Origin of the sequence: Allokutzneria sp. NRRL B-24872 (assembly GCF_002155965.1) — a bacterium.
In the GTDB taxonomy this organism is placed as follows: domain Bacteria; phylum Actinomycetota; class Actinomycetes; order Mycobacteriales; family Pseudonocardiaceae; genus Allokutzneria.
In genome coordinates this window covers 1-21,168 of sequence record NZ_MUMH01000187.1, presented here as the reverse complement: position 1 = coordinate 21,168, position 21,168 = coordinate 1, and the positions used below count along the sequence as shown (strand labels likewise).

Here is a 21,168-nt window from a genome sequence, read left to right as displayed (position 1 = left end):
TCGCTGGCCTCAGCCGCCTGAACGCCCGTGACGGTGAAGCCGAGCGCTCGCAACGCCTCGATCCGTTCGGTGAGCGGCGACGCGCCGCGCGGTTCCAGGCGCTGGTAGGTCTCGGCGTACATCCTCGGGTCCTGCTCGTTGGCCCCGATGTAGACCCAGTCGCGGAACTGGCCCCAGCCCTCCTCCGAGCCGTCCCACCCCGCCCAACCCGGTCCGAACTGTGCGACAACCATGTGCCACAACCGCAAACCGGTTTCCGCGGTCACGATCTCCTGGAGCTCGGCGGGGTCCGTCTCGACCATTCTCCGGACGAGGTCGAGCTGTCCGTTGGCATCCGCGTGAGCGGTGAACGCGGCAGTCGGCGCGGCAAGCTCACCGTCGGTCCCGGCGAGCAGCCGCGCCAGGAACTCGTGCCAGTCTCCAGGCGACTGCTCGTACGCCTCGGCGAGCACCTCGAACCACGGCAGCACTTGGTGGACCTCAAGATTCGCGGCCGCGAGCGCGGCCACCACTTCGGCATCCATGAGTCGGCCCTCCGCGATCGCCCTCGGTCGTCAGCTCGACGATAGGGACACCGGGAGTTCGCCTCAGCACGCGTTCGGGCAGCCATCGGGGCAAGACAACGTGCCCGTGAAGGAATCGTCCACAGTGGACAGATCAGATGACCTTGCGCAGCGCCTTGGCGAGGTCGCCGCGGGGGCCGATCCAGACGCCGGACAGGCCGAGCCACTGGGCCATCTCGCGCAGTTGTTCGGCCAGTTCGATGGCGACGCGCGGGCGGTCGGCATCGGGCTCGGCGAAGGCGCCCTGCACGCGCAGCACGCCGTCGGCGCGATCGGCCTTGAGGTCGACGCGCGCGACGAGTTCCTCGTCGAGCAGGAACGGGAACACGTAGTAGCCGAACTTGCGCAGCTCGGCCGGAACGTAGATCTCGATGCGGTAGTGGAAACCGAAGAGCCGTTCGGTGCGCGCACGCTCCCAGATCAGTGGGTCGAACGGGCACAACAGCGCGCGTGAGCGAACGCGGCGCGGCATCTTCGCGTCGATGTGGCGGTACGCGAGGTGCCGCCAGCCCTCGACCTGAACGGGCTCAAGCACCCCGTCCTCGACGAGTTCGGCGATGGCCTGGCGGCAGGGTTGCACGCCGAGCCGGTAGTAGTCGCGCAGGTCGGTCTCGGTCGCGACGCCGTGCGAGATCGCGGAGCGCTCGACCAGCCGACGCGCGGCCTCGTCGAGGCTGGGCTCGGGCAGCGAGTGGATCTCTTGCGGCACAACGCGTTCGGTGAGGTCGTAGAGCCGTTCGAAGCCGCGCCGCGCCCCGGTGGTCAGCTCACCGACGGCGAACAGGTACTCGCACGCGATCTTGGTGTTGCTGCGGTTCCACCACCCGCCCTTGCCGAGCTTGCCAGGCCCGCCCAGCTCGCGCTCCAGGGTGCCCGCGCCGACCGGGCCCAGCTCCTTGACGGCGGCGAGCACGTCGGAGATCAGCTGGGGCTCGCTGTGCGCGGCCTTCCAGTGCTTGCCCTTCAGCGACTCGTACCGCCGCATCCGCCACCGCAGCAGCGGCCAGTCCGCCACGGGCAGCAGGCTTGCCTCGTGCGCCCAGTACTCCACGAGCAGCCGGGGCTTGCGCGCGGAGTGCGACCACGCGGCGTCGTCCACCAGCTCCAGCGGGTACGGGCCCAGGCGCGCGAACACCGGCGCGTAGTGGGCGCGCACGGCCACGTTCACCGAGTCCAGCTGGAGCAGGCCGGTGCGGTCGAGCACCCGCTGGAGGTGCCGTCGGGTCGGCGGTCCTGCGGGGCGGGCGTCGGCGAAGCCCTGCGCGGCCAACGCCGCCCTGCGGGTGGCCGCCAGCGAGAGAGTCTGCACGGCTGTCGATACTGGCATCACCCACTGACAGTCCCCTCCACCGGCGAGGACTCCGTGATCACCGCCCGCCGCGACCGACGCTCCGCGCGCACCACGAGCACGACCGCGACCAGCACCAACGCGCCACCGGCGAGCTGGACGAGGTCGAAGCTCTCCTTCGCCAGCAGCACGCCGAGCACCACCGCGATCACCGGGTTCACGTAGGCGTAGGTGGCCACGGTGGACACCGGCAGCGTGCCCAGCGCGTACACGTAGGAGCTGAACGCCAGCAGCGAACCGAAGGTCACGAGGTAGATCCACGCGATCCAGGACGACGGGGTGATCGCCGCGAAGTCGATCCGCTCGCCCGACACGAGACCGCCCGCGCTCAGCACCACGCCGCCGACCACCATCTGCACCGCGGAGAGCGCGAAGGGGTTGGCGGGCACGGGGAGCTTCGTCGTCGCGAACGAGCCCGTCGCCCAGAAAGCCGCCGCCAGCAACACCAACCACGGCCCCCACCACGCGGAACCGTGCGTGCCCGCCGAGCTCGACCCGCCGAGCAGCAGCACCGCGAGCCCGGCCAGCCCGAGCCCGACCCCGGCGAAGGTGATCCACGGCGGCCGCTCACCGCTGGCCCGGCGCAGCACCACCACGTACAGCGGCACGCAGGCGACCAGCAGGGCGGCCAGCCCGGAGGCCACCTGGAACTGGGCGATCACGACGATCCCGTTGCCCAGAGCGGGAAGCAGCACTCCGCCGAGCGCGGCGGTGCCGAACTCCGGCAGCGACATGCGCAGGGCGGACGGGCCGGAGAAGACGAGGACGATCACCGTGAGCAGCACGCCCGCCAGCAGGAACCGCAGCCCGGCGGAGAGCAGCGCGGGCATCGAGGTGATCGTGAAGCGGATGCCGAGGTAGGTGGAGCCCCACACCAGGTAGACCACGCCGAGCGCGGCCCACGGGAGCCACCCGGGGCCGCGGCGCGCGGTCGTGTCAGAGGACGGGGCGTCAGGGGAATCGGTCGTGTCGGGGGTCCCGGTCGACGAAGCGGCAGAAGTCGTCACACGCCAACGTTCGCACGCACCCCTGACAGAGTTCTCGCGGTTTCCCGCCATGCAGGACGTCGACAAGATCAATGTTCGGCGACGCGCCCGCATACTTCGCGGAAAAGCCGCTCGCGATTTCCCAGAACGCGCGGCTGGTCCATTCGAGGACTCAGGAAAGGCGACTGGCCCCGCGTTGCCTCGGCAGCACCGCGGCCACGTGCGACTCGGCGGCGATGGCCTCGGCGAGGCGCGTGGCCAGCCATTCCTGGGAGGTGTCGCGCATCACGCGGAGGAGGTCGTCCGCGGTCGGCTCGGAACCCGGTTCCACCTGGCGCTTCACAATGCTTCCCCACTCCCACGCCCCGGCGGGGCGAACAGCCCATTCTGGGACCCGCGCGGGAAAGATCGGCATTCCCGGGACGAGTGAAGCGGACATCACTTTGCGCGACAACGACGAACGGCGCGGGACGAATGGCGGAGCGCGCTGTGCGAACGCAGCACTACTCGCGGGGAAAGTTTGCGACGAACGGCGCTGACCGATAAACGCGACTCTTCTTCACACTTGCTGACGTCTCCCCTTCGAACCCGCCCCGCCGCGCGGATTCTCCCCCTGCAAGGAGATCATCATGCGCATCACCAGCTTGCGGCTGGCGGCCATCGCCCTGGGCGTCACGACCGTGCTCGCCCCCACCGCGACCGCGGCACCGGCACCCGACGACGTGCAGACGCAGATCGTCGGCGGCGGCTTCGTCTCCTCGGCCAAGCCGTGGATCAGCGCCCTGCACCGCAACGGCGGCTTCACGTGCACGTCCTCGATCATCGCGCGGCGGTGGGTGCTCACGGCCGCGCACTGCGTCACGGCGGCGGGCACCTACACCGTGCGCGTGGGCTCGCTGACCCGCAGCAGCGGCGGACAGACGGCCACGGTGGCCCGCAAGGTCATCCACCCCAGCTACAACTGGCCGAGCGCGGACATCGCGCTGCTGCAACTGGATCGCGACGTCACGGTGTCGCAGTACTCGACGCTGGCCACCTCCGCCGACCTCGCCGACCGCAAGGCCGCGCAGGTCCTCGGCTGGGGCTCGGAGAAGGCGGACTGGAGCGGCCCGCTGCCGGAGCGGCTCAAGTACGCCGATGGCCAGATCAGCAGCGTCAACTGCGCGCAGAGCAACGCGACGCCCCGCGCGATCTGCACGCAGACCAACGGCAGCATCGCCGGCGGCGACTCCGGCGGGCCGGTGACCGTGCGCGGCGCCTCCGGGAACACCGTGCAGGCGGGGGTCTGCGCGATCGGTCACCGCCCGGCGGGCAGCGGCTGGGCCGGCTACACCAACGTCGCGCTGTTCCGCGACTGGATCAGGAGCCACGCCGGGGTCTGACGGCGGCCGGGGACGCGGTGCCGTGACAGCACCGCGTCCCCGCGGCTCACGCGCCCATCTTCTCCAGCAGCTTGCGCACCCACTCCGCCGAGTCGGCCTTGATCATGGCCAGCTTCTCCTCGGACTCCCTGGTCGGCGAGATGCCCTTCTTGGCGAGCCGGTCGCGGACCTCCATGAGCTGGTTGAAGTCGTCCTGGGTGAGCGGCATGCCCCGCTTCATCGAGGTGTGGATCTTGTTGAGCAGCAGCCCCATCGCCTTCTGCAGCCCCGCGACCATCTTGTCCTGGATCGCGCCGGTGCTGATGCCGGGCGAGGTCTCGGTCTCGGAAGCGACCGCGACGGCGGGCGCGGAGACCACAGCGGCCGCGACGACGACGGCGAGCAAAGCGTTCCTGCGCATGTGAATTCTCCAGATATATAAGGGAAATCCGTCTGCCTCAAGTCTCCGCCCAGCACGCGCGGAGCGCCCTGGCCGCACGGGTGAAGCAGGCTCACCACGCGTCGCCGAAGACACCACCTGGGAGGGGATTGGCGGTTCCGGCGAGGGGCCGCGCGCGGCGCGGGATTGGGTGATCCCGGCCACGGGTAGCCATCACGGCTCGCCGCGAGGGGCGCGGGTAGGTTCTTGGCGGCACCCCTCCCGCTACCCCGACGGAGCTCCCCCGATGGCCCAGGCCGCCGTTCGCCCGGCGACGCTCGACGACGTCGCCGAGATCGCCCGCATCCAGATCGACACCTGGCGCCAGGCCTACGCCGCGCTGCTCCCGGCCGACGTGCTCGCCGGGATGGAGGCGGAGAGCGCGGAAGCCGTGTGGCGCCAAGCGATCCAGGACGGTCCAGGGCTGGTGTTCGTGGCCACCGAGGGCGAGTGGACCGTGGGCTTCTGCGCGATCCTGCCCGCCCCCGAGGACGAGGTGGCCGCCGCCGACGGAGCGCTGCCGGAGGACGCCCAGCACGTCGTCCAGGTCGGCACCCTGCTCGTCGAGCCCCGGTGGGGCCGTCGCGGGCACGGCGGGCGCCTGCTGGCCACCGCGGCGACCGCCTACCGCGAGAAGGGCGGGGTGCGCGGCGTCGCCTGGGTTGCCCAGGAGGACAAGGCATCGCTGAACTTCTACCGCGCGGCGGGGTGGGACACCGACGGCACCGTGCGGACGCTGGACGCGGGCGGGCGCCCCCTGCGCGAGTACCGGCTGACCGGCTCCCTGGAGCTCGAACTGCGGGACTGAGTCATCCGTTGGGGTGCTAGCCTCGCCAGTCGGCTTGTTGCTATGGGGGTACCGCAGTGCTGGGTTGGTTGAGCGCGAGCCTCGGCATGGCGGTGTTGTCCTCAGTGATCCCGCCCGTGCTGATCGAACCGTGGGTGCTCGGCGTCGCCGTGACTCAGCCCGACATTCCGTGGTGGGCGCTCGCGCTGGTGGTCGCGGTCGGTTCGGTCGCGGGCAAGCTCATCTACTACTACGCGGGCAAGGGAATGCTGCGCCTGCCGTCGTTCCTGCGCCGCAAGCAGCAGGACGCCGAGCACGTGAAGGGCCGCTGGAGCGGCTACATGGAGCGCTTCGCCGCCGAGTGCGAGAAGCGGCCCGCGTGGACCTACGGCGTGCTGCTGCTGTCGTCCTCGACCAGCCTGCCGCCGTACTTCGCGGTCGCGGTGGTCGCCGGGGTCGCGAACGTGTCGCTGACCAACTTCCTGTCGGCCTGTCTGATCGGCCGCTTCGTGCGCTTCGCCGCGCTCGCCGCCGCGCCGTCCGTCTTCGGCGTCTGGCTCACCTGAGCCGGAGTTCAGCCTGCCTGCTGGAGTTCGATCGCTTTCCGCATGGCCTCACGGCCCCGCTTGCGGTCCCCGGCGAGGTCGTAGGCCTGCGCGACCTTGAACCACGCGCGCCAGTCCTCCGGAGCCTCGTCCAGCTCGCGCTTGCGCTCGGCGAAGTAGGCGTCCGCCGCGTCGCGCTCCACCCGCCCGGAAGGACGGCGGGGCAGCGCGGAGGTGTCGGGGAACTCCCCGTCGTCGTCCAGCAGGCGCGCCAACTTCTCGGTCTGCGCGCCGAAGCGCCACTCGAAGACGATCAGGATCACGCCGAGCACGGGCAGCAGCAGGATCGCCACTCCCATGAGCACGCCGACGACCGTGCCGGAGGCGATGAGGTCGATGCCCCGCCCGGCGAGCAGCACGAAGTAGACCGCGAGCGCCGCGGTCAACACCACGGCCATCCGCCGAGCGGTGATCATCTTCTACAGCCCCAGAGCGGATTCGAGGCCCAGGGTCAGCCCCGGGTTCTTCAGCACCTCGCGCACGCCGAGCAGCACGCCGGGCATGAAAGAGCTGCGGTGCAAGGAATCGTGCCGGATGGTCAACGTCTCGCCGGTGCCGCCGAACAGGACTTCCTGGTGTGCCACAAGGCCTGCGAGCCGCAACGAGTGCACGCGGACGCCGTCCACGTCCGCGCCGCGAGCGCCGTCGAGCGACTCCGTCGTGGCGTCCGGCGCGTACTTCTCCAGCCCAGCGGCAGCGCGCGCGTCCGCGATCAGCCGCGCGGTCCGGGCGGCGGTGCCCGACGGCGCGTCGACCTTGCGCTCGTGGTGCAGCTCGACGATCTCCACGGACTCGTAGAACTGCGCGGCCTTCTCGGCGAACTTCATCGCCAGCACAGCGCCGATGGCGAAGTTCGCGGCGATCAGCACGCCGAGCTCGGAGCGCTGCGCGAGCCAGCCCTGGATCTGCTCCAGGCGCTGGTCGGTGAAACCGCTCGTGCCCACGACGACGTGGATGCCGTTCTCCACGCAGTACTGGACGTTGTCCATCACCACGGCGGGCTGGGTGAAGTCGACGACGACCTGGGCCCCGGCCTCGGACAGCGCGGACAGCGGGTCTCCGGCGTCGAGAGCGGCCACCAGGACCATGTCCTCGGCGCCCTCTACCGCGCGGCACACCTCGGCGCCCATGCGCCCCTGTGCACCGAGCACTCCCACCCGCGTGCGGTCCGTCATGCGATCACCTCGTGCACTTCGCTCGGCAACTCGTCGGCAGAAGCGTACGACCCGACCACCGCGGCGCTGACCGGGCGGCTCAGCAGGTCCTTGGCCAGCGCGCGCACGTCCTCCGGGGTGACCGCGCTGATCCGCTCCAGGGTCTGCTCGACGCTGAGGTGGTCGGCGTAGTTCAGCTCACCCTTGCCGATCCGCGACATCCGCGAGCCGGTGTCCTCCAGGCCCAGCACGAGGTTCCCGCGCAGCTGTCCCTTGCCGCGCGCGACCTCCGCGTCCATCAGGCCGTTGTCGGCGATCTCGCCGAGCACCTCGCGCACGACACCGGCGACCTCGCCGAGGCGCTCGGGCTGGCACCCGGCGTACACCGAGAGCATGCCCGTGTCGGCGTAGGAGGAGATCGAGGAGTAGACCGAGTACGCCAGCCCGCGCCGCTCGCGCACCTCCTGGAACAGCCGCGAGCTCATACCGCCGCCGAGGGCCGCGTTGAGCACGCCGAGCGCGAAGCGGCGCTCGTCGTGGCGGTCCAGCGCGGGCACGCCGAGCATCAGGTGCGCCTGCTCGGACTCGTCGTGTTGGAACACCAAGCGGCTCCCACCCCGGAGCCCGGCCGAGCCCGTGCGCGGCGCGATCGGCGTGTGCCGCTCGTTCGCGCGATCGCCGAGCGCGGCCTCCGCCAGCGCCAGGATCTCCGCGTGGTCCACGTTGCCCGCCGCCGCCAGAACCATCCTCGGCAGCGTGTAGCGCTTCTTGTAGAAGGCGAACAGCGCGTCGCGGCTCATCTCGGTGATCGACTCATCGGTGCCGAGCACCGGCAGGCCGAGCGGGTGCCCGCCGAGCATCGCCGCGCAGAAGGCCTCGTGCAGCAGGTCCTCGGGGTCGTCGTCGCGCATGGCGATCTCTTCGAGGACGACGCTGCGCTCGGTCTCCATGTCCGCGTCGGCGCACACGGCCTCGAACACCACGTCGGAGACCAGGTCCACCGCGAGCGGCAGGTCGGCGTCCAGCGTGTGCGCGTAGTAGCAGGTGTGCTCCTTGGCGGTGAACGCGTTCAGCTCACCTCCGACCGCGTCGATCTCCTCGGCGATCTGCGCCGCCGTGCGTCGCCGCGTTCCCTTGAACAGCAGGTGTTCCAGGTAGTGCGCGGCGCCCGCGACCTCGGGCTCCTCATCGCGGGAACCGACGCCGACCCAGATGCCCACCGACGCCGAGCGCACGCCCGGCAGCTGCTCGGTGATCACCCGCAGGCCGCACGGCAGCACGGTCCTGCGCACCGCGCAGTCCTCGGAGACGCGCTCCAGGATCTCGGTCACTCCGCTGTTCGCGTTCAGGGTCGGATCTCCTCCGCTACGCCGCAGGGGGCGCTGCGTGAGCGCCCCCTGCGGAGTGGATTGCTGTGTGCTGCGAGAACAACCTAGTTCGCGGCGGCTTCCGCCGGAGCCTCGGCGCCCTCGCCCTCGGGGGCTGCGGCAGCGTCGGCGTTGTCCTCGCTGACCAGCACGAGGCTGATCTTGCCGCGGTTGTCGATGTCGGCGATCTCCACGCGGAGCTTGTCACCGACCGAGACGACGTCCTCGACCTTGGCGATGCGCTTGCCGGCGCCCAGCTTGGAGATGTGCACCAGGCCGTCCTTGCCCGGCAGCAGCGAGACGAACGCGCCGAAGGCGGCCGTCTTGACCACGGTGCCGAGGAAGCGCTCGCCGACCTTGGGCAGCTGCGGGTTGGCGATCGCGTTGATCAGGTCGATCGCCGCGTCGGCCGAGGGGCCGTCCGCCGCGCCGACGTAGATCGTGCCGTCGTCCTCGATGGAGATGTCGGCACCGGTCTGCTCGGTGATCGAGTTGATCATCTTGCCCTTGGGCCCGATCACCTCGCCGATCTTGTCGACCGGGATCTTCACCGCGGTGACGCGCGGCGCGAACGGGCTCATGTCGTCCGGCGCGTCGATGGCCTCCTGCATGACCTCCAGGATGGTCAGCCGGGCGTCCTGCGCCTGGCTGAGCGCCTTGGCCAGCACGTCGGAGGGGATGCCGTCGAGCTTGGTGTCCAGCTGCAGGGCGGTGATGAACTCCTTGGTGCCCGCGACCTTGAAGTCCATGTCGCCGAAGGCGTCCTCGGCACCGAGGATGTCGGTCAGCGCGACGTAGCGGGTCTCGCCGTCGACCTGGTCGGAGACCAGGCCCATCGCGATGCCCGCGACCGGCGCCTTCAGCGGCACACCGGCGTTGAGCAGCGACATAGTCGAGGCGCAGACCGAGCCCATCGAGGTGGAGCCGTTGGAGCTCAGCGCCTCGGAGACCTGGCGGATGGTGTAGGGGAACTCCTCGCGCGAGGGCAGCACGGGCGCCAGCGCCCGCTCGGCCAGCGCGCCGTGACCGATCTCGCGGCGCTTGGGCGAGCCCACGCGGCCGGTCTCACCGGTGGAGTAGGGCGGGAAGTTGTAGTGGTGCATGTAGCGCTTGCGCGTCTCCGGAGTCAGCGCGTCGATCTGCTGCTCCATGCGCAGCATGTTCAGCGTGGTGACACCCAGGATCTGGGTCTCGCCGCGCTCGAACAGCGCCGAGCCGTGCGCCCTGGGGATCAGCGCGACCTCGGCGGAGAGGCTGCGGATGTCGGTGGTGTTGCGACCGTCGATGCGGATCTGGTCGCGCAGCACGCGCTGGCGGACCAGCTTCTTGTTCAGCGAGCGGAAGGCGGCTGCGACCTCCTTCTCCCGACCCTCGAAGGCGGAGCCCTCGGTGACGACGCGCTCCAGGGCGGCGGCCTTGACCTCGTCCAAGCGCGACTCGCGCTCCTGCTTGCCCGCGATGGTCAGCGCCTGGGCCAGGTCGTCGGAGACGGCGGCGGAGACGGCCTCGTAGGCGTCCGGCTGGTAGGCCGGGAAGAGCGGGAAGTCGCGGGTCTGCTTGGCGGCGACCTGGGCCAGCTGGGCCTGGGCCTCGCACAGCACCTTGATGAAGGGCTTCGCGGCCTCCAGACCCGAGGCGACGATCTCCTCGGTCGGGGCGGCGGCGCCCTCGGCGACCAGGGTGGTGACCTTCTCGGTGGCCTCGGCCTCGACCATCATGATCGCGACGTCGTCACCGACGACACGACCGGCGACGACCATGTCGAAGACGGCGCCCTCGAGCTGCTCGTAGGTCGGGAAGGCGACCCACTGGCCCTCGATCAGCGCGACGCGCACGCCACCGACCGGGCCGGAGAACGGCAGACCGGCGAGCTGGGTGGAGGCGGAGGCGGCGTTGATGGCCACCACGTCGTAGAGGTCCTTGGGGTCCAGGCTCATCACGGTGATGACGACCTGGATCTCGTTGCGCAGGCCGTCGACGAAGGACGGGCGCAGCGGGCGGTCGACGAGGCGGCAGGTCAGGATCGCCTCGGTGGAGGGACGGCCCTCGCGGCGGAAGAACGAGCCGGGGATGCGGCCTGCGGCGTACATCCGCTCCTCGACGTCGATGGTCAGCGGGAAGAAGTCGAAGTGGTCCTTCGGCTGCTTCGACGCCGTGGTCGCGGAGAGCAGCATGGTCTCGTCGTCCAGGTAGGCGACGACGCTGCCCGCGGCCTGACGGGCCAGCCGGCCGGTCTCGAAACGCACCGTCCGGGTTCCGAAGCGGCCGTTGTCGATGACGGCGGACGCCTCGTGCACTGCAAGTTCGGTCACAAATGCTCCTTGTTCTGCGGGCCGCCGCCGCGAGGACGTCGCGGGTGTGCGGTCCGAACAAGGCCGGTCTTCGATCGAAGTCCCCGGCTGTTTCCGGAGACCACTACCGAGGACCGGCGAACGTGCGTCCCGCGAGTGCTGCGGTGGCGTGTAGGCCCTGGAATTGGGTTGTAGGTCTTGCGTTGAGGGGGAGCGGCCGGTGGCCACTCCCCCTCGAAATCACGTCAGCGGCGCAGGCCGAGGCGCTGGATCAGCGAGCGGTAGCGCTCGATGTCCACCTTGGCGAGGTAGTTGAGCAGACGGCGGCGACGGCCGACCATCAGCAGCAGACCGCGACGGGAGTGGTGGTCGTGCTTGTGCACCTTCAGGTGCTCGGTGAGACCGCTGATGCGCTTGCTCAGCAGGGCCACCTGGGCCTCGGGGGAACCGGTGTCGCCCTCGCGGACGGCGTACTCGCCGAGGATGTTCTTCTTCTGCTCGGTGGACAGAGCCACGTGTGGATCTCCTTGCTGGTCTTTCCGTGCGGCCGCGTGAGCGAGGTCCGCATCACGCGAAGACGGTCGTGGCCGCCACGGAACGCAGCCAGACCCGACTACTGAGGTTAGCAGGCTCGTCTCAGCAGCTCGCCACGGCAAGCGTCACACTGCGCACGAACGGGTGCACCAAGATCGACCGCATCGGTCGGCAGGATCGTCCACATCAGGCGCATACCCCTCCAGTCTGCCCGCACCCCCACCCCGCCTGCCACCGCATTTCCCCGGCGACCCCTTAAGCCCTGAACGACCCGTTCAGTGCGCTCAACGCATCAAACGAGGCGTTCGCGAAGCGTGGGCTAGTACAGCTAGTCGCCTTCGGCGGCGGCGCGGGTGAGCAGTCCCGCCAGCGCCGGGTAGCGCTCGCCCAGCAGGCGGGCGGCTCCGGCCAGCTCGTCGGCGACGGCCAGCTCGCGCAGCCTGCTCACCGCGGCCTGGTCGGCTCCGCGCTCGTCGACGGGGAGCGTGTCGAGGCCGACGGTCGGCTGCGAGGCGCGGACCTCCTCCAGCGCGCGCTCGACGGCATCGCGCTCCCCGGCGGCCACCCCGGCGGTGAGCACGCGCCGCTCCAGCATCACGAGCCTGGCCAGCACGGCGGGGTTGCCGATCTTGGCGCGGCGGCCGCTCATCACCTGGCTGAGCATGGGCGCGCTGATCCCGAGCACGTCGGCGAGCTGCGCCTGCGAGGTGGAGAAGGCCACCACGAGCCGCCGGACGCGGTCGCCGAGGGGCTCGCCGTACCACTCCCGCTGCAACGCGAGGTTGCGCTGCACGATCTTCTGGTCGTCCACCGCGCTCACCCGTCGGCCAGCAGCTCGCGGGTCTTCGCCACGTCGAGGTGCATCTGGTCGATCAGCGCCTCGACGGTGTCGTAGCGCTCCTGGCCGCGCAGCCGCTCCACGAAGTCCAGCGCGACCCGCTGGCCGTAGAGGTCCTCGCTGGTGTCGAGCACGAAGGCCTCGACGCGGCGCTCCCGCCCGGAGAACGTGGGGTTGGTGCCGACGGACACGGCGGCCATGCGGGGCTCGGCGAACTTCGGCGCGGAGCCGGGGCGGCCGTGGCCGATGTCGACGAAGCGGCACGCGTACACGCCGTCGGCGGGCACGGCCGCGGTGCGCGCGGTGGACAGGTTCGCCGTGGGGAAGCCGAGTTCGCGGCCCCGGCCGTCACCGCGCACGACGATGCCCTCCACGCGGTGGGGGCGGCCGAGCGCTCCGGTGGCCGCCGCGACGTCACCCGCGTCGATGCACGCGCGGATGTAGGTCGAGGAGTAGGTGACCTGCTCGTCGGAGAGCAGGCGCGCGCCCTCGGCGACGAAGCCGAAGCGGCGGCCGAGCGTCTCCAGCAGCGCGACATCGCCCTGCGCGCGGTGGCCGAAGTTGAAGTTCTCCCCCACCACAACCGAAGCCACGTGCAGCCGCTCCACGAGGATCTCGTGCACGAACTCGTCAGCCGGAATCCGCGCGACATCCGGGGTGAACGGCAGCACGCAGAACACGTCGACGCCCAGCTGCTCGACCAGCTCGGCCCGCCTGCGCAGCGTGGTGAGCTGCGCGGGGTGACTGCCCGGCCGCACCACCTCGGACGGGTGCGGGTCGAAGGTCATCAGCACGCACGGGAGATCGCGGTCGCGGGCCAGCTCCACCGCCCTCGTGATCAGCTGCTGGTGCCCCCGGTGCACGCCGTCGAAGACCCCGACGGTCAGCACGCAACGGCCCCAGCCCCCGGGGAGGTGCTCTAGTCCACGCCAACGCTGCACGACGGGAAGCTTACGGGCGGCTCAGCTCTCCAGGCTCAGCACCACGAGCGAGCGGGTCCGGCCCTCGACCTCCTCGGCGAGCGCGATCGCCTTGCCGGTGGGGTCGAAGACGCCGTGCGTGCCCGCGATCCCGGTGCCGCGCAGGCGCTTGCCCTGCAGCAGCGCGGCGGCGTCGGCCTCGTCGACGTCGCGGCGCGGGAAGGCGGCGGCCACGGCGGAGCTGAGGTCCAGCGCCAGCTCGGGCTCCTCCTCAAGCTGCTCCAGCGTGCGGGCGAGCGCGATGCCGAACGGGCCGACGCGGGTGCGGCGCAGCGCGGCGAGGTGGCCGCCGACGCCGAGCCCGGCGCCGAGGTCGCGGGCCAGTGCGCGGACGTAGGTGCCGGAGGAGCACTCCACGAGCACGTCGAGGTCGGTGAAGGTGTCCTCGCGCCGCATCGAGAGCACGTCGAAGCGCTGCACGGTGACCGGGCGCGCCTTCAGCTCGACGGTCTCACCGTCGCGGACGCGGGCGTAGGCGCGCTTGCCGTCGACCTTGACCGCGCTGACCGCGCTCGGGACCTGCTCGATCGCTCCGGTGAGGGCGCCGATGCCCGAGGTGATCGCCGCTTCGTCCACAGTGGACGCGTCGGCGGTGGAGAGCACCTCGCCCTGCGCGTCGTCGGTGGTCGTGGAGGCGCCGAGCCGGATCGTCGCAAGGTAGGCCTTGGTGTCCAGCGCGAGGTGGCCGAGCAGCTTGGTGGCGCGCTCGATGCCCAGCACCAGCACGCCGGTGGCCATCGGGTCGAGCGTGCCGGCGTGGCCGACCTTGCGGGTGCCCATGATCCGCCGCGCTCGCGCGACCACGTCGTGCGAGGTCATCCCGTCGGGCTTGTCCACGATGACCAGCCCGGGCGGGACGTCGGAGGTGGGGCGGTCGGACCTGCGGTCCCGTCGTGCTCTAGTCACGACGGGAAACCCTAATCCGCGAGGTTCAGGCCGCGAGGGCCAGGTCCTCGTCCCACCGGCGGTGGCGGAGCTGGACCGGGACCTCCTCGCCGCGGGCCTCGGCCGCGAAGACCACGCCACGCGCCCGCCGCCACCACACCGCGGTCCGCCAGGTGCCGACGACCAGCACCGCGACCACGGCGATCAGCGCGATGCGGAAGGACGTCGTCGGGCCGAGCGAGCGGGTCAGCTCCAGCAGCACGCCGACCGACAGCGCGGAGATCGTCGTGGCCGTGAAGCCGCCGACGTTGACCACACCGGTCGCGGTGCCGACCACGCGCAGCGGGTTGTAGTCGCGGGCCAGCGCGAACGCGACGGCCGACGCGGGCCCGCCGAAGGAGAGCACGAACAGCCCGACCGCGACGAGCGGCGTCGGCACGTGCCCGCCGGGCCAGCTCAGCAGCACCGTCCACACGACCAGCGCGCTGACCAGGTAGCCGACCACGATCGGCATGCGGTGCTCCGGGCGCCGGCCGATCAGCGCTCCGACGACCGGACTGCCGACGACCCCGCCGAGCACCAGGAGACCGAGCAGAGCGCTCGCCGCGTGCGGGTCCATGCCCTGCGCCTCGACGAGGTACGGGAAACCCCAGAGCAGGCCGAGCACCGCGGGACCGAACATCGTGGAGAAGTGCACCCAGAAGCCGAGCCTGGTCCCCGGCACGCGCCACGACTCCGCGACCCGGCGCAGCACCTGGCGCGGCGCCACCGGGTCGGCGGCACGAACCTCTTGTCCCGCGGGGTGATCGCGCAGCTTCGACATGGCGAGCACGGAGTAGGCGGCGGTGACCAGGCCGACCGCGAGGAAGGTCCACGTCCAGCCGACGTTGTCCAGCGCGAGCGTCAGCGGGACCGTCGACACCAGGTTGCCCGCCGCGCCGAGGGCGCCGGAGAACGAGACGACCACCGAGTACTGGCGGCCCGGGAAGTGACCGGCGATCAACCGCAGGAGGCTCACCCAGGTCATGGCGTCGCCGCTGCCCAGGACCGCGCGGGCGACGAGAGCGAGCGCGTAGGAGTCGGCGACCGCGAACAGCAGCTGACCCGCGCCCATGAGCAGGGCGGCGACCGTCAGCACCCGGCGCGGGCCGAAGCGGTCCACGAGCACGCCGGTGGGGATCTGCATGAGGGCGTACACACCGACCTGGAGGACGGTGAAGACGCCGAGTGCGGCGGGTCCCACGCCGAAGCGCTCACCGGCCTGGAGACCGGCGACGCCGAGCGAGGTGCGGTGGAAGACCGCCGCGACGTAGATGGCTACCGCAATGGTCCAGACCAGCCAGCCCTGGCGGGTGGCGCGCTCGACCGAAGGCAAGGGGAAACCCTCCGAACATGGAGAAGGGGAAGGGGAAACGCCAACGTTGGCACCCCTTCCATCGCCCCACCTCGCCCCCGCGTTAACCGCCGCAAACGTGCACTCCCCCACACTCCCCACGCGCCCCCTGAACCCGTTTCGTACTCGAAGCCGTGGATGGGAACGCTCCATTTCCCGCTAGGAGTACGAAACGGGAAAACCGGAGGTCAGCGAGTGGCGCCGGGAACGGCCCAGGCGCCGGAGCGGGCGCGGAGCAGGACGGCGGCCAGGCGCAGGAGCATGAAGGTGGACAGGGCCGTCCACACTCCGGCGAGGCCCCACCCCATCGCCAGGGAGAGCCACACCAGCGGCAGGAAGCCGATCACCGCCGACACCAGCGTCGCGGTGCGGAGGTAGGCGGCGTCACCCGCGCCGAGCAGCACGCCGTCCAGCGCGAAGACGACGCCCGCGATCGGTTGCAGCGCAACGAAGAACCACCACGCGTGCGGAACCTGGGCGAGAACGGCGGCGTCGGGGCTGAACACCGGCGGGAGCACGGTCGCCAACGCCGCGAAGAGCACGCCCAGGACAACGCCGAACCACAGGCCGTAGACGGTGATCTGCCGCGCGAGCGCCTTGGCGCGCACGGAGTCCGACGAGCCCAGGGCGGCGCCGACGAGGGACTGGGCCGCGATGGCCAGCGAGTCGAGCACGAGCGCCAGGAAGGTCCAGAGCTGCAACACCACCTGGTGCGCGGCGGCTGCCTCGGCCGAGGTGCGCGCCGCGACGGCCGCCGCGGAGACGAAGCACGCCTGGAACGCGAGGCTGCGCAGGATGAGGTCGCGGCCGAGGCCGAGCTGAGCGCGCATCAGGTGCGGGATCGGGCGCAGCGGCACGCGCTCCACCACCAACGCGCGGATGAACAGCGCGGCGGAGATCGCCTGAGCCACCACGTTGGCCACGGCGGACCCCGCGAGCCCCCAGTCCGCCCAGTAGACCAGCGCCGGGCACAGCACAGCGGAGATCCCGTTGCCCGCCAACACGTATCGGAGCGGTCGGCCGGTGTCCTGCACTCCGCGCATCCACCCGTTGCCGGCCATGGTGATCAACACCAGCGGCGCGCCGAGCAGGGCGATGCGCAGCCAGCCCACGGCGGCGTCGGCGACCGCGCCGGGACCGGCCAGCGCGTGCGCGATCGGGCTCGCCAGGAGCTGTCCGGCCAGCACGAGGACCAGGCCGACCACCACGGCCAGCCAGGTCGCCTGCACGCCCTCCGCGACCGCCTCGGACCGCCGACCAGCTCCGTGCAGCCGCGCCGCGCGGGCGGTCGTGCCGTAGGACAGGAAGGTCAGCTGCGTCGAGACCTGGGCGAGGACGATCCCGCCGATCGCCAGCGCCGCCAGTGGCACGGCGCCGAGATGGCCCACCACAGCGGTGTCCACGAGCAGGTACAGCGGCTCCGCGGCCAGCACGCCGAGCGCGGGCAGCGCCAAGCCCAGCACGCGCCGAGGGGACTCAACCTTCACGGCCAGAGACTAGGTCAGCCCACCGACAACCGCGTCAGCGCGAGGGAGCGGACTCCAGGGCGGAACGCACCTGGTCAACGGCTTCGTCGAGCGTGCAGTGCAGCGTCACTCCGGAGGCCAGGCGGTGACCACCGCCACCCAGTGATTCGGCCACGGCGCCCACGTCGAGCCGGTCCATCGCGCGCAGCGAGACCGTCCACGTCAACGGGGCGGTCTCCTTGAACACCGCGGCGACCTCGGCCTCGCGCGTGGTGCGCAGGATGTCGATCACGCTGTCCACGTCCTCGCCGCGCAGGCCCTCGGAGTCCGACGCGCGGACGGCGGCGTGCACGAAACCCAGTCCCTGAGCCGAATCCGGCTCCAGGCTGGCCCCGCCGAGCACCGCGGCGAGCATGCCCATCCAGCCGAAGGGGTGCGTGTCCAGCATCGGGCGCAGTGTCGCGTCCGGATCGACCCCGGCCTCCACGAGCCGCGCCGCGGTCGCGTAGGTGCCGCCGGTGGCGATGCGGAAGCAGCGGGTGTCGGTGGCCAGGCCCGCGTAGAGGCAGCGGGCGATCGGCTCGTCGACCTCGGCGCCGAGTTCGTCCAGCACGCGCAACACGATCACCGCCGTGGCCTCGGCCTCGACGTCGATGACGTTGTGCGTGCCGAAGCCGGTGTTGGAGGCGTGGTGGTCGAGCACGAGCACTTCGCCCCCGGCCGCCGCGGTCGCGGCGACGCGGTCGCCGAGCACGCCGAGCCGGTCGACGCTGCCCGCGTCCAGCGCCACCAGGAACGGCGGCACGGCAGGCACCTCGTCGACACCCACCACGATCCCGGTGGAGTCCAAGCCCCGCAACGATTCCGGCACCTCGGCGGGATGCCCGAAGGACACCCGCACGGTGGCTCCGCGCCGTTGCAGCGCGATGCCCAGCGCCACCGCCGAGCCGAGCGCGTCGGCGTCGGGGTTGACGTGGGCGAGCAGGGTCACGTCGGGCGCCCCGGCCAACAGCCGCGCCGCCTTCCGCAGCCCCTGCTCGTCCAGCACTAGCTCTCGTCCTCGTCCGCTTCGCGGGGCTTGCGGTACGGGTCGGCCTCACCGGCGGGCTTGGCGCCGGAGGCGATCCGGGCCACGTCGGCGTCGGCCGCCTGCGCCCTGGCGAGCAGTTCCTCCATCTGCCGGGCGGTGTCGGGCACCGCGTCCAGCACGAAGGCCAGCGAAGGGGTGTAGCGCACGCCGGTGCGTTGTCCCACGAGGGAGCGCAGCACCCCGGTCGAGCTGGCCAGCGCGGCCGCGGTGCCCGCGTGGTCGGCGTCGTCCCCGAGGACGGTGTAGAACACGGTCGCCTCGCGCAGGTCACCGGTCACCTTGGCCTCGGTCACGGTGACCATGGCCAGGCGGGGGTCCTTCACGTCGTGCTCCAGCGCGGACGCGACGATCTGCGCGATCCGCTTGGCGAGCCTGCGGGCGCGGGCCTGGTCGGCCACGGCGCTCCTCCTGTCCTTCTCGTACAGAGATCTCGTACAGCGCTTCACAGCGCGGCTATTCGTCCTCCGGCCCGAACAACCTGTGCCGGGCGGAGAGGAGTTCCAGTTCGGGGCGTCCGGCCACCAGTCGTTCGCAGGCCGAGAGGACCTCGCGGACGTGCTCGGTGTCCCCCGCCACCGCCGAGACCCCGATCAGGGCGCGGCGGTGCAGGTCCTGGTGACCGGCCTCAGCGGCGGCCACCTCGAAGCGCTTGCGCAGCTCGGCGATGACCGGCCGTACCAAGGAGCGCTTCTGCTTGAGCGAGTGCACGTCCCCGAACAGGACGTCCAGCTCCAACGATCCCACGTACACGGGCATCACCGTTGTGAATATTCGAGGTGAGGGAGCGAGCGACCGAATCGGCGCTGGTCGTCGAGCTGGTGACCGGGCTGGTTCGGTAGGAGCTCGCACCGTAGGGGGTGCGGGGGACTCGGTCCCCCGGCTGGCACAAGGATTGGGGGAAGGTGGCCCTGAGGCCACCGAACACCCCTGAGGAGGCGGGGCGGGCGCAGTGCGCCCGCCCCGCCTCGTTCGGATCAGGTGCGCGGCTTCTCGCGCATCTCGAAGGTCTCGATCGAGTCGCCGATCTTCAGATCGCCGTACGAACCGAGGGTGATACCGCACTCGTAGCCCTCGCGGACCTCGGTCGCGTCGTCCTTGAAACGGCGCAGCGAGGTGATCGAGAGGTTGTCGGCCACCACGACGTTGTCGCGGAGCAGACGCGCCTTGGTGTTGCGCTTGATCTCACCGGACATGACCAGGCAACCGGCGATGGTGCCGAACTTGGAGGACTTGAAGACCTCGCGGACCTCCGCCTTGCCGAGCGCGACCTCTTCGTAGATCGGCTTGAGCATGCCCTTGAGCGCGGCTTCGATCTCGTCGATCGCCTGGTAGATGACCGTGTAGTACCGGACGTCCACGCCCTCGCGGTTGGCCAGCTCGGTGGCCTTGCCCTCCGCGCGGACGTTGAAGCCGAGCACGATCACGTTGTCGGCGATGGCGAGGTTGATGTCGCCCTCGGTGATGCCACCGACGCCGCGGTGGATGACCCGCAGCTCGACGTCCTCGCCGACCTCCAGCTTGAGCAGGGCGCTCTCCAGCGCCTCGACCGTACCGGAGTTGTCACCCTTGATGATCAGGTTGAGCTGGCGCGTCTCCTTCAGAGCCGCGTCCAGGTCCTCCAGGCTGACGCGCTTGCGCTTGGCCGCCTGCTGGGCGTTGCGCTCGCGAGCGCGCCGCCGGTCGGCGATCTGGCGGGCGACGCGGTCCTCGTCGACGACGAGGAAGGTGTCACCGGCGCCGGGCACCGACGTGAACCCGATGACCTGGACCGGACGCGACGGGGTCGCCTCCAGCACGTCCTCGTTGTACTCGTCGACCATCCGGCGCACGCGGCCGTACGCGTCACCGGCGACGATCGAGTCACCGACGCGCAGCGTGCCGCGCTGGACGAGGACGGTGGCCACCGAACCGCGGCCGCGGTCGAGGTGCGCCTCGATCGCGACACCCTGGGCCTGCATGTCCGGGTTGGCCCGGAGGTCCAGCGTGGCGTCCGCGGTCAGCAGGATCGCCTCCAGCAGGCCCTCGATGTTCGTGCCCTGCTTGGCGGAGATGTCCACGAACATCGTCTCGCCGCCGTACTCCTCGGCGACCAGCCCGTAGTCGGTGAGCTGCTGACGGATCTTCTGCGGGTTCGCACCCGGCTTGTCGATCTTGTTGACCGCCACCACGACCGGCACGTTCGCGGCCTGCGCGTGGTTGATGGCCTCCACCGTCTGCGGCATCACACCGTCGTCGGCGGCGACCACGATCACCGCGATGTCGGTGGAGTTCGCACCACGGGCGCGCATGGCGGTGAACGCCTCGTGACCCGGGGTGTCGATGAAGGTGATCAGGCGGTCGCGACCCTCGAGCCCGGCCATGACCTGGTAGGCACCGATGTGCTGGGTGATGCCACCGGCCTCGCCCTCGTGCACGTTCGCCTTGCGGATCGTGTCGAGCAGGCGGGTCTTTCCGTGGTCGACGTGACCCATGACGGTGACGACCGGCGGGCGGAACTCGAGCTCCTCCTCGCCACCCTCGTCCTCGCCGTAGCTGATGTCGAAGGACTCCAGCAGCTCGCGGTCCTCCTCCTCGGGGCTGACCACGAGGACGCGGTAGTTCATCTCCTGGCCGAGCAGCTCCAGGATCTCGTCGGTGACCGACTGCGTCGCGGTGACCATCTCACCGAGGTGGAACATCGCCTGCACCAGCGCGGCCGGGTTGGCGTTGATCTTGTCGGCGAAGTCCGTCAGCGAGGCGCCGCGCGCCAGCCGGACGACCTCGCCCTGGCCCTTCGGCAACCGCACGCCACCGATGGACGGGGCCTGCATGTTGTCGAACTCCTGGCGCTTCTGCCGCTTCGACTTGCGGCCCTTGCGGCTCGGGCCGCCGGGACGGCCGAACGCGCCCGCGGTGCCACCGGCACGGCCACGGCCACCGCCGCCACCCGGGCGGAAGCCACCGCCACCGGGACGGAACCCGCCACCGGGACCGCCACCGGCACCGGGAGCACCGGCACCGCCGCCGCCACCGGGACGGAAACCGCCACCGCCACCACCGCCACCGCGGAAGCCACCGCCTCCGCCGCCGCCACCGGGACGG

The 21,168-nt window shown here is 71.1% G+C and carries 22 protein-coding genes; 3 read left to right on the top strand and 19 right to left on the bottom strand.

Annotation, left to right across the window (positions count from 1 at the left end):
• From CCN37_RS34665 to CCN37_RS40315, 4 genes are all read right to left on the bottom strand, one after another.
• The coding region (locus CCN37_RS34665; protein ID WP_143261953.1) for a hypothetical protein at positions 1-524 on the bottom strand (524 nt) is incomplete at its 3' end.
• 133 nt (positions 525-657) lie between these two features.
• Complete coding sequence (locus CCN37_RS34660) at positions 658-1,872, bottom strand: winged helix-turn-helix domain-containing protein (RefSeq protein ID WP_246843489.1); 1,215 nt, start codon at positions 1,870-1,872, stop codon at positions 658-660.
• Between the two features lie 17 nt (positions 1,873-1,889).
• Positions 1,890-2,918: an EamA family transporter gene (locus tag CCN37_RS34655; protein WP_246843488.1), complete on the bottom strand. Its 1,029-nt coding sequence runs from the start codon at positions 2,916-2,918 to the stop codon at positions 1,890-1,892.
• Positions 2,919-3,069: 151 nt separating this feature from the next.
• Positions 3,070-3,240 (bottom strand): hypothetical protein, encoded by a 171-nt coding sequence (locus CCN37_RS40315; RefSeq protein WP_168201004.1) that lies wholly within the window; start codon positions 3,238-3,240, stop codon positions 3,070-3,072.
• Between the two features lie 286 nt (positions 3,241-3,526).
• Between CCN37_RS40315 and CCN37_RS34650 the strand changes: the two genes are divergently transcribed.
• Entirely contained in the window at positions 3,527-4,279 is a 753-nt protein-coding gene (locus CCN37_RS34650) for a trypsin-like serine protease (RefSeq protein ID WP_086829163.1), read from the top strand.
• Between the two features lie 46 nt (positions 4,280-4,325).
• On the opposite strand, the gene CCN37_RS34645 is transcribed toward CCN37_RS34650, so the two are convergent.
• Positions 4,326-4,679: a hypothetical protein gene (locus tag CCN37_RS34645; RefSeq protein WP_086829161.1), complete on the bottom strand. Its 354-nt coding sequence runs from the start codon at positions 4,677-4,679 to the stop codon at positions 4,326-4,328.
• Between the two features lie 265 nt (positions 4,680-4,944).
• Between CCN37_RS34645 and CCN37_RS34640 the strand changes: the two genes are divergently transcribed.
• Together CCN37_RS34640 and CCN37_RS34635 are read left to right on the top strand one after the other, a co-directional pair.
• A complete protein-coding gene (locus CCN37_RS34640) occupies positions 4,945-5,505 on the top strand; it encodes a GNAT family N-acetyltransferase (RefSeq protein WP_086829159.1) in 561 nt (186 codons plus the stop codon).
• A gap of 56 nt (positions 5,506-5,561) precedes the next feature.
• Complete coding sequence (locus CCN37_RS34635; RefSeq protein WP_086829157.1) at positions 5,562-6,050, top strand: VTT domain-containing protein; 489 nt, start codon at positions 5,562-5,564, stop codon at positions 6,048-6,050.
• Positions 6,051-6,058: 8 nt separating this feature from the next.
• Here CCN37_RS34635 and CCN37_RS34630 read toward each other — a convergent pair whose 3' ends face one another.
• The 14 genes from CCN37_RS34630 to infB form a co-directional block, all read right to left on the bottom strand.
• Entirely contained in the window at positions 6,059-6,505 is a 447-nt protein-coding gene (locus CCN37_RS34630) for a hypothetical protein (protein WP_086829155.1), read from the bottom strand.
• Positions 6,506-6,508: 3 nt separating this feature from the next.
• Positions 6,509-7,264, bottom strand: coding sequence for a 4-hydroxy-tetrahydrodipicolinate reductase (gene dapB / locus CCN37_RS34625; protein ID WP_086829153.1), 756 nt, complete (start codon positions 7,262-7,264; stop codon positions 6,509-6,511).
• A complete protein-coding gene (locus CCN37_RS34620; RefSeq protein WP_371505495.1) occupies positions 7,261-8,574 on the bottom strand; it encodes a M16 family metallopeptidase in 1,314 nt (437 codons plus the stop codon). The genes dapB and CCN37_RS34620 overlap by 4 nt, the downstream gene beginning before the upstream one ends.
• Positions 8,575-8,675: 101 nt before the next feature.
• On the bottom strand, positions 8,676-10,922 hold the full coding sequence (locus CCN37_RS34615) for a polyribonucleotide nucleotidyltransferase (protein WP_086829149.1): 2,247 nt from the start codon (positions 10,920-10,922) through the stop codon (positions 8,676-8,678).
• A gap of 224 nt (positions 10,923-11,146) precedes the next feature.
• Positions 11,147-11,416 carry a 30S ribosomal protein S15 gene (rpsO, locus tag CCN37_RS34610; protein WP_030430415.1) on the bottom strand — a complete coding sequence of 90 codons (270 nt, stop codon included), beginning with the start codon at positions 11,414-11,416 and terminating at the stop codon, positions 11,147-11,149.
• A 347-nt stretch (positions 11,417-11,763) separates the two neighbouring features.
• The gene (locus CCN37_RS34605) at positions 11,764-12,246 is read right to left on the bottom strand and encodes a transcriptional regulator (RefSeq protein ID WP_086829171.1); all 483 of its coding nucleotides are present in this window, start codon (positions 12,244-12,246) and stop codon (positions 11,764-11,766) included.
• A gap of 5 nt (positions 12,247-12,251) precedes the next feature.
• Positions 12,252-13,214 (bottom strand): bifunctional riboflavin kinase/FAD synthetase, encoded by a 963-nt coding sequence (locus tag CCN37_RS34600; protein ID WP_086829147.1) that lies wholly within the window; start codon positions 13,212-13,214, stop codon positions 12,252-12,254.
• Between the two features lie 21 nt (positions 13,215-13,235).
• Positions 13,236-14,159 carry a tRNA pseudouridine(55) synthase TruB gene (gene truB, locus CCN37_RS34595; protein ID WP_256388103.1) on the bottom strand — a complete coding sequence of 308 codons (924 nt, stop codon included), beginning with the start codon at positions 14,157-14,159 and terminating at the stop codon, positions 13,236-13,238.
• A gap of 25 nt (positions 14,160-14,184) precedes the next feature.
• Positions 14,185-15,513: a nitrate/nitrite transporter gene (locus CCN37_RS34590; protein ID WP_168201003.1), complete on the bottom strand. Its 1,329-nt coding sequence runs from the start codon at positions 15,511-15,513 to the stop codon at positions 14,185-14,187.
• Between the two features lie 206 nt (positions 15,514-15,719).
• Positions 15,720-17,018: an MATE family efflux transporter gene (locus CCN37_RS34585; RefSeq protein ID WP_246843487.1), complete on the bottom strand. Its 1,299-nt coding sequence runs from the start codon at positions 17,016-17,018 to the stop codon at positions 15,720-15,722.
• Between the two features lie 34 nt (positions 17,019-17,052).
• Positions 17,053-18,045 (bottom strand): bifunctional oligoribonuclease/PAP phosphatase NrnA, encoded by a 993-nt coding sequence (locus CCN37_RS34580; protein ID WP_246843486.1) that lies wholly within the window; start codon positions 18,043-18,045, stop codon positions 17,053-17,055.
• The gene (rbfA, locus tag CCN37_RS34575) at positions 18,045-18,485 is read right to left on the bottom strand and encodes a 30S ribosome-binding factor RbfA (RefSeq protein WP_086829139.1); all 441 of its coding nucleotides are present in this window, start codon (positions 18,483-18,485) and stop codon (positions 18,045-18,047) included. The genes CCN37_RS34580 and rbfA overlap by 1 nt, the downstream gene beginning before the upstream one ends.
• A gap of 55 nt (positions 18,486-18,540) precedes the next feature.
• The gene (locus CCN37_RS34570) at positions 18,541-18,837 is read right to left on the bottom strand and encodes a DUF503 domain-containing protein (RefSeq protein ID WP_086829167.1); all 297 of its coding nucleotides are present in this window, start codon (positions 18,835-18,837) and stop codon (positions 18,541-18,543) included.
• A gap of 224 nt (positions 18,838-19,061) precedes the next feature.
• Positions 19,062-21,168: translation initiation factor IF-2 (gene infB / locus CCN37_RS34565; protein ID WP_086829137.1), on the bottom strand; the 2,107-nt coding region annotated here is incomplete at its 5' end.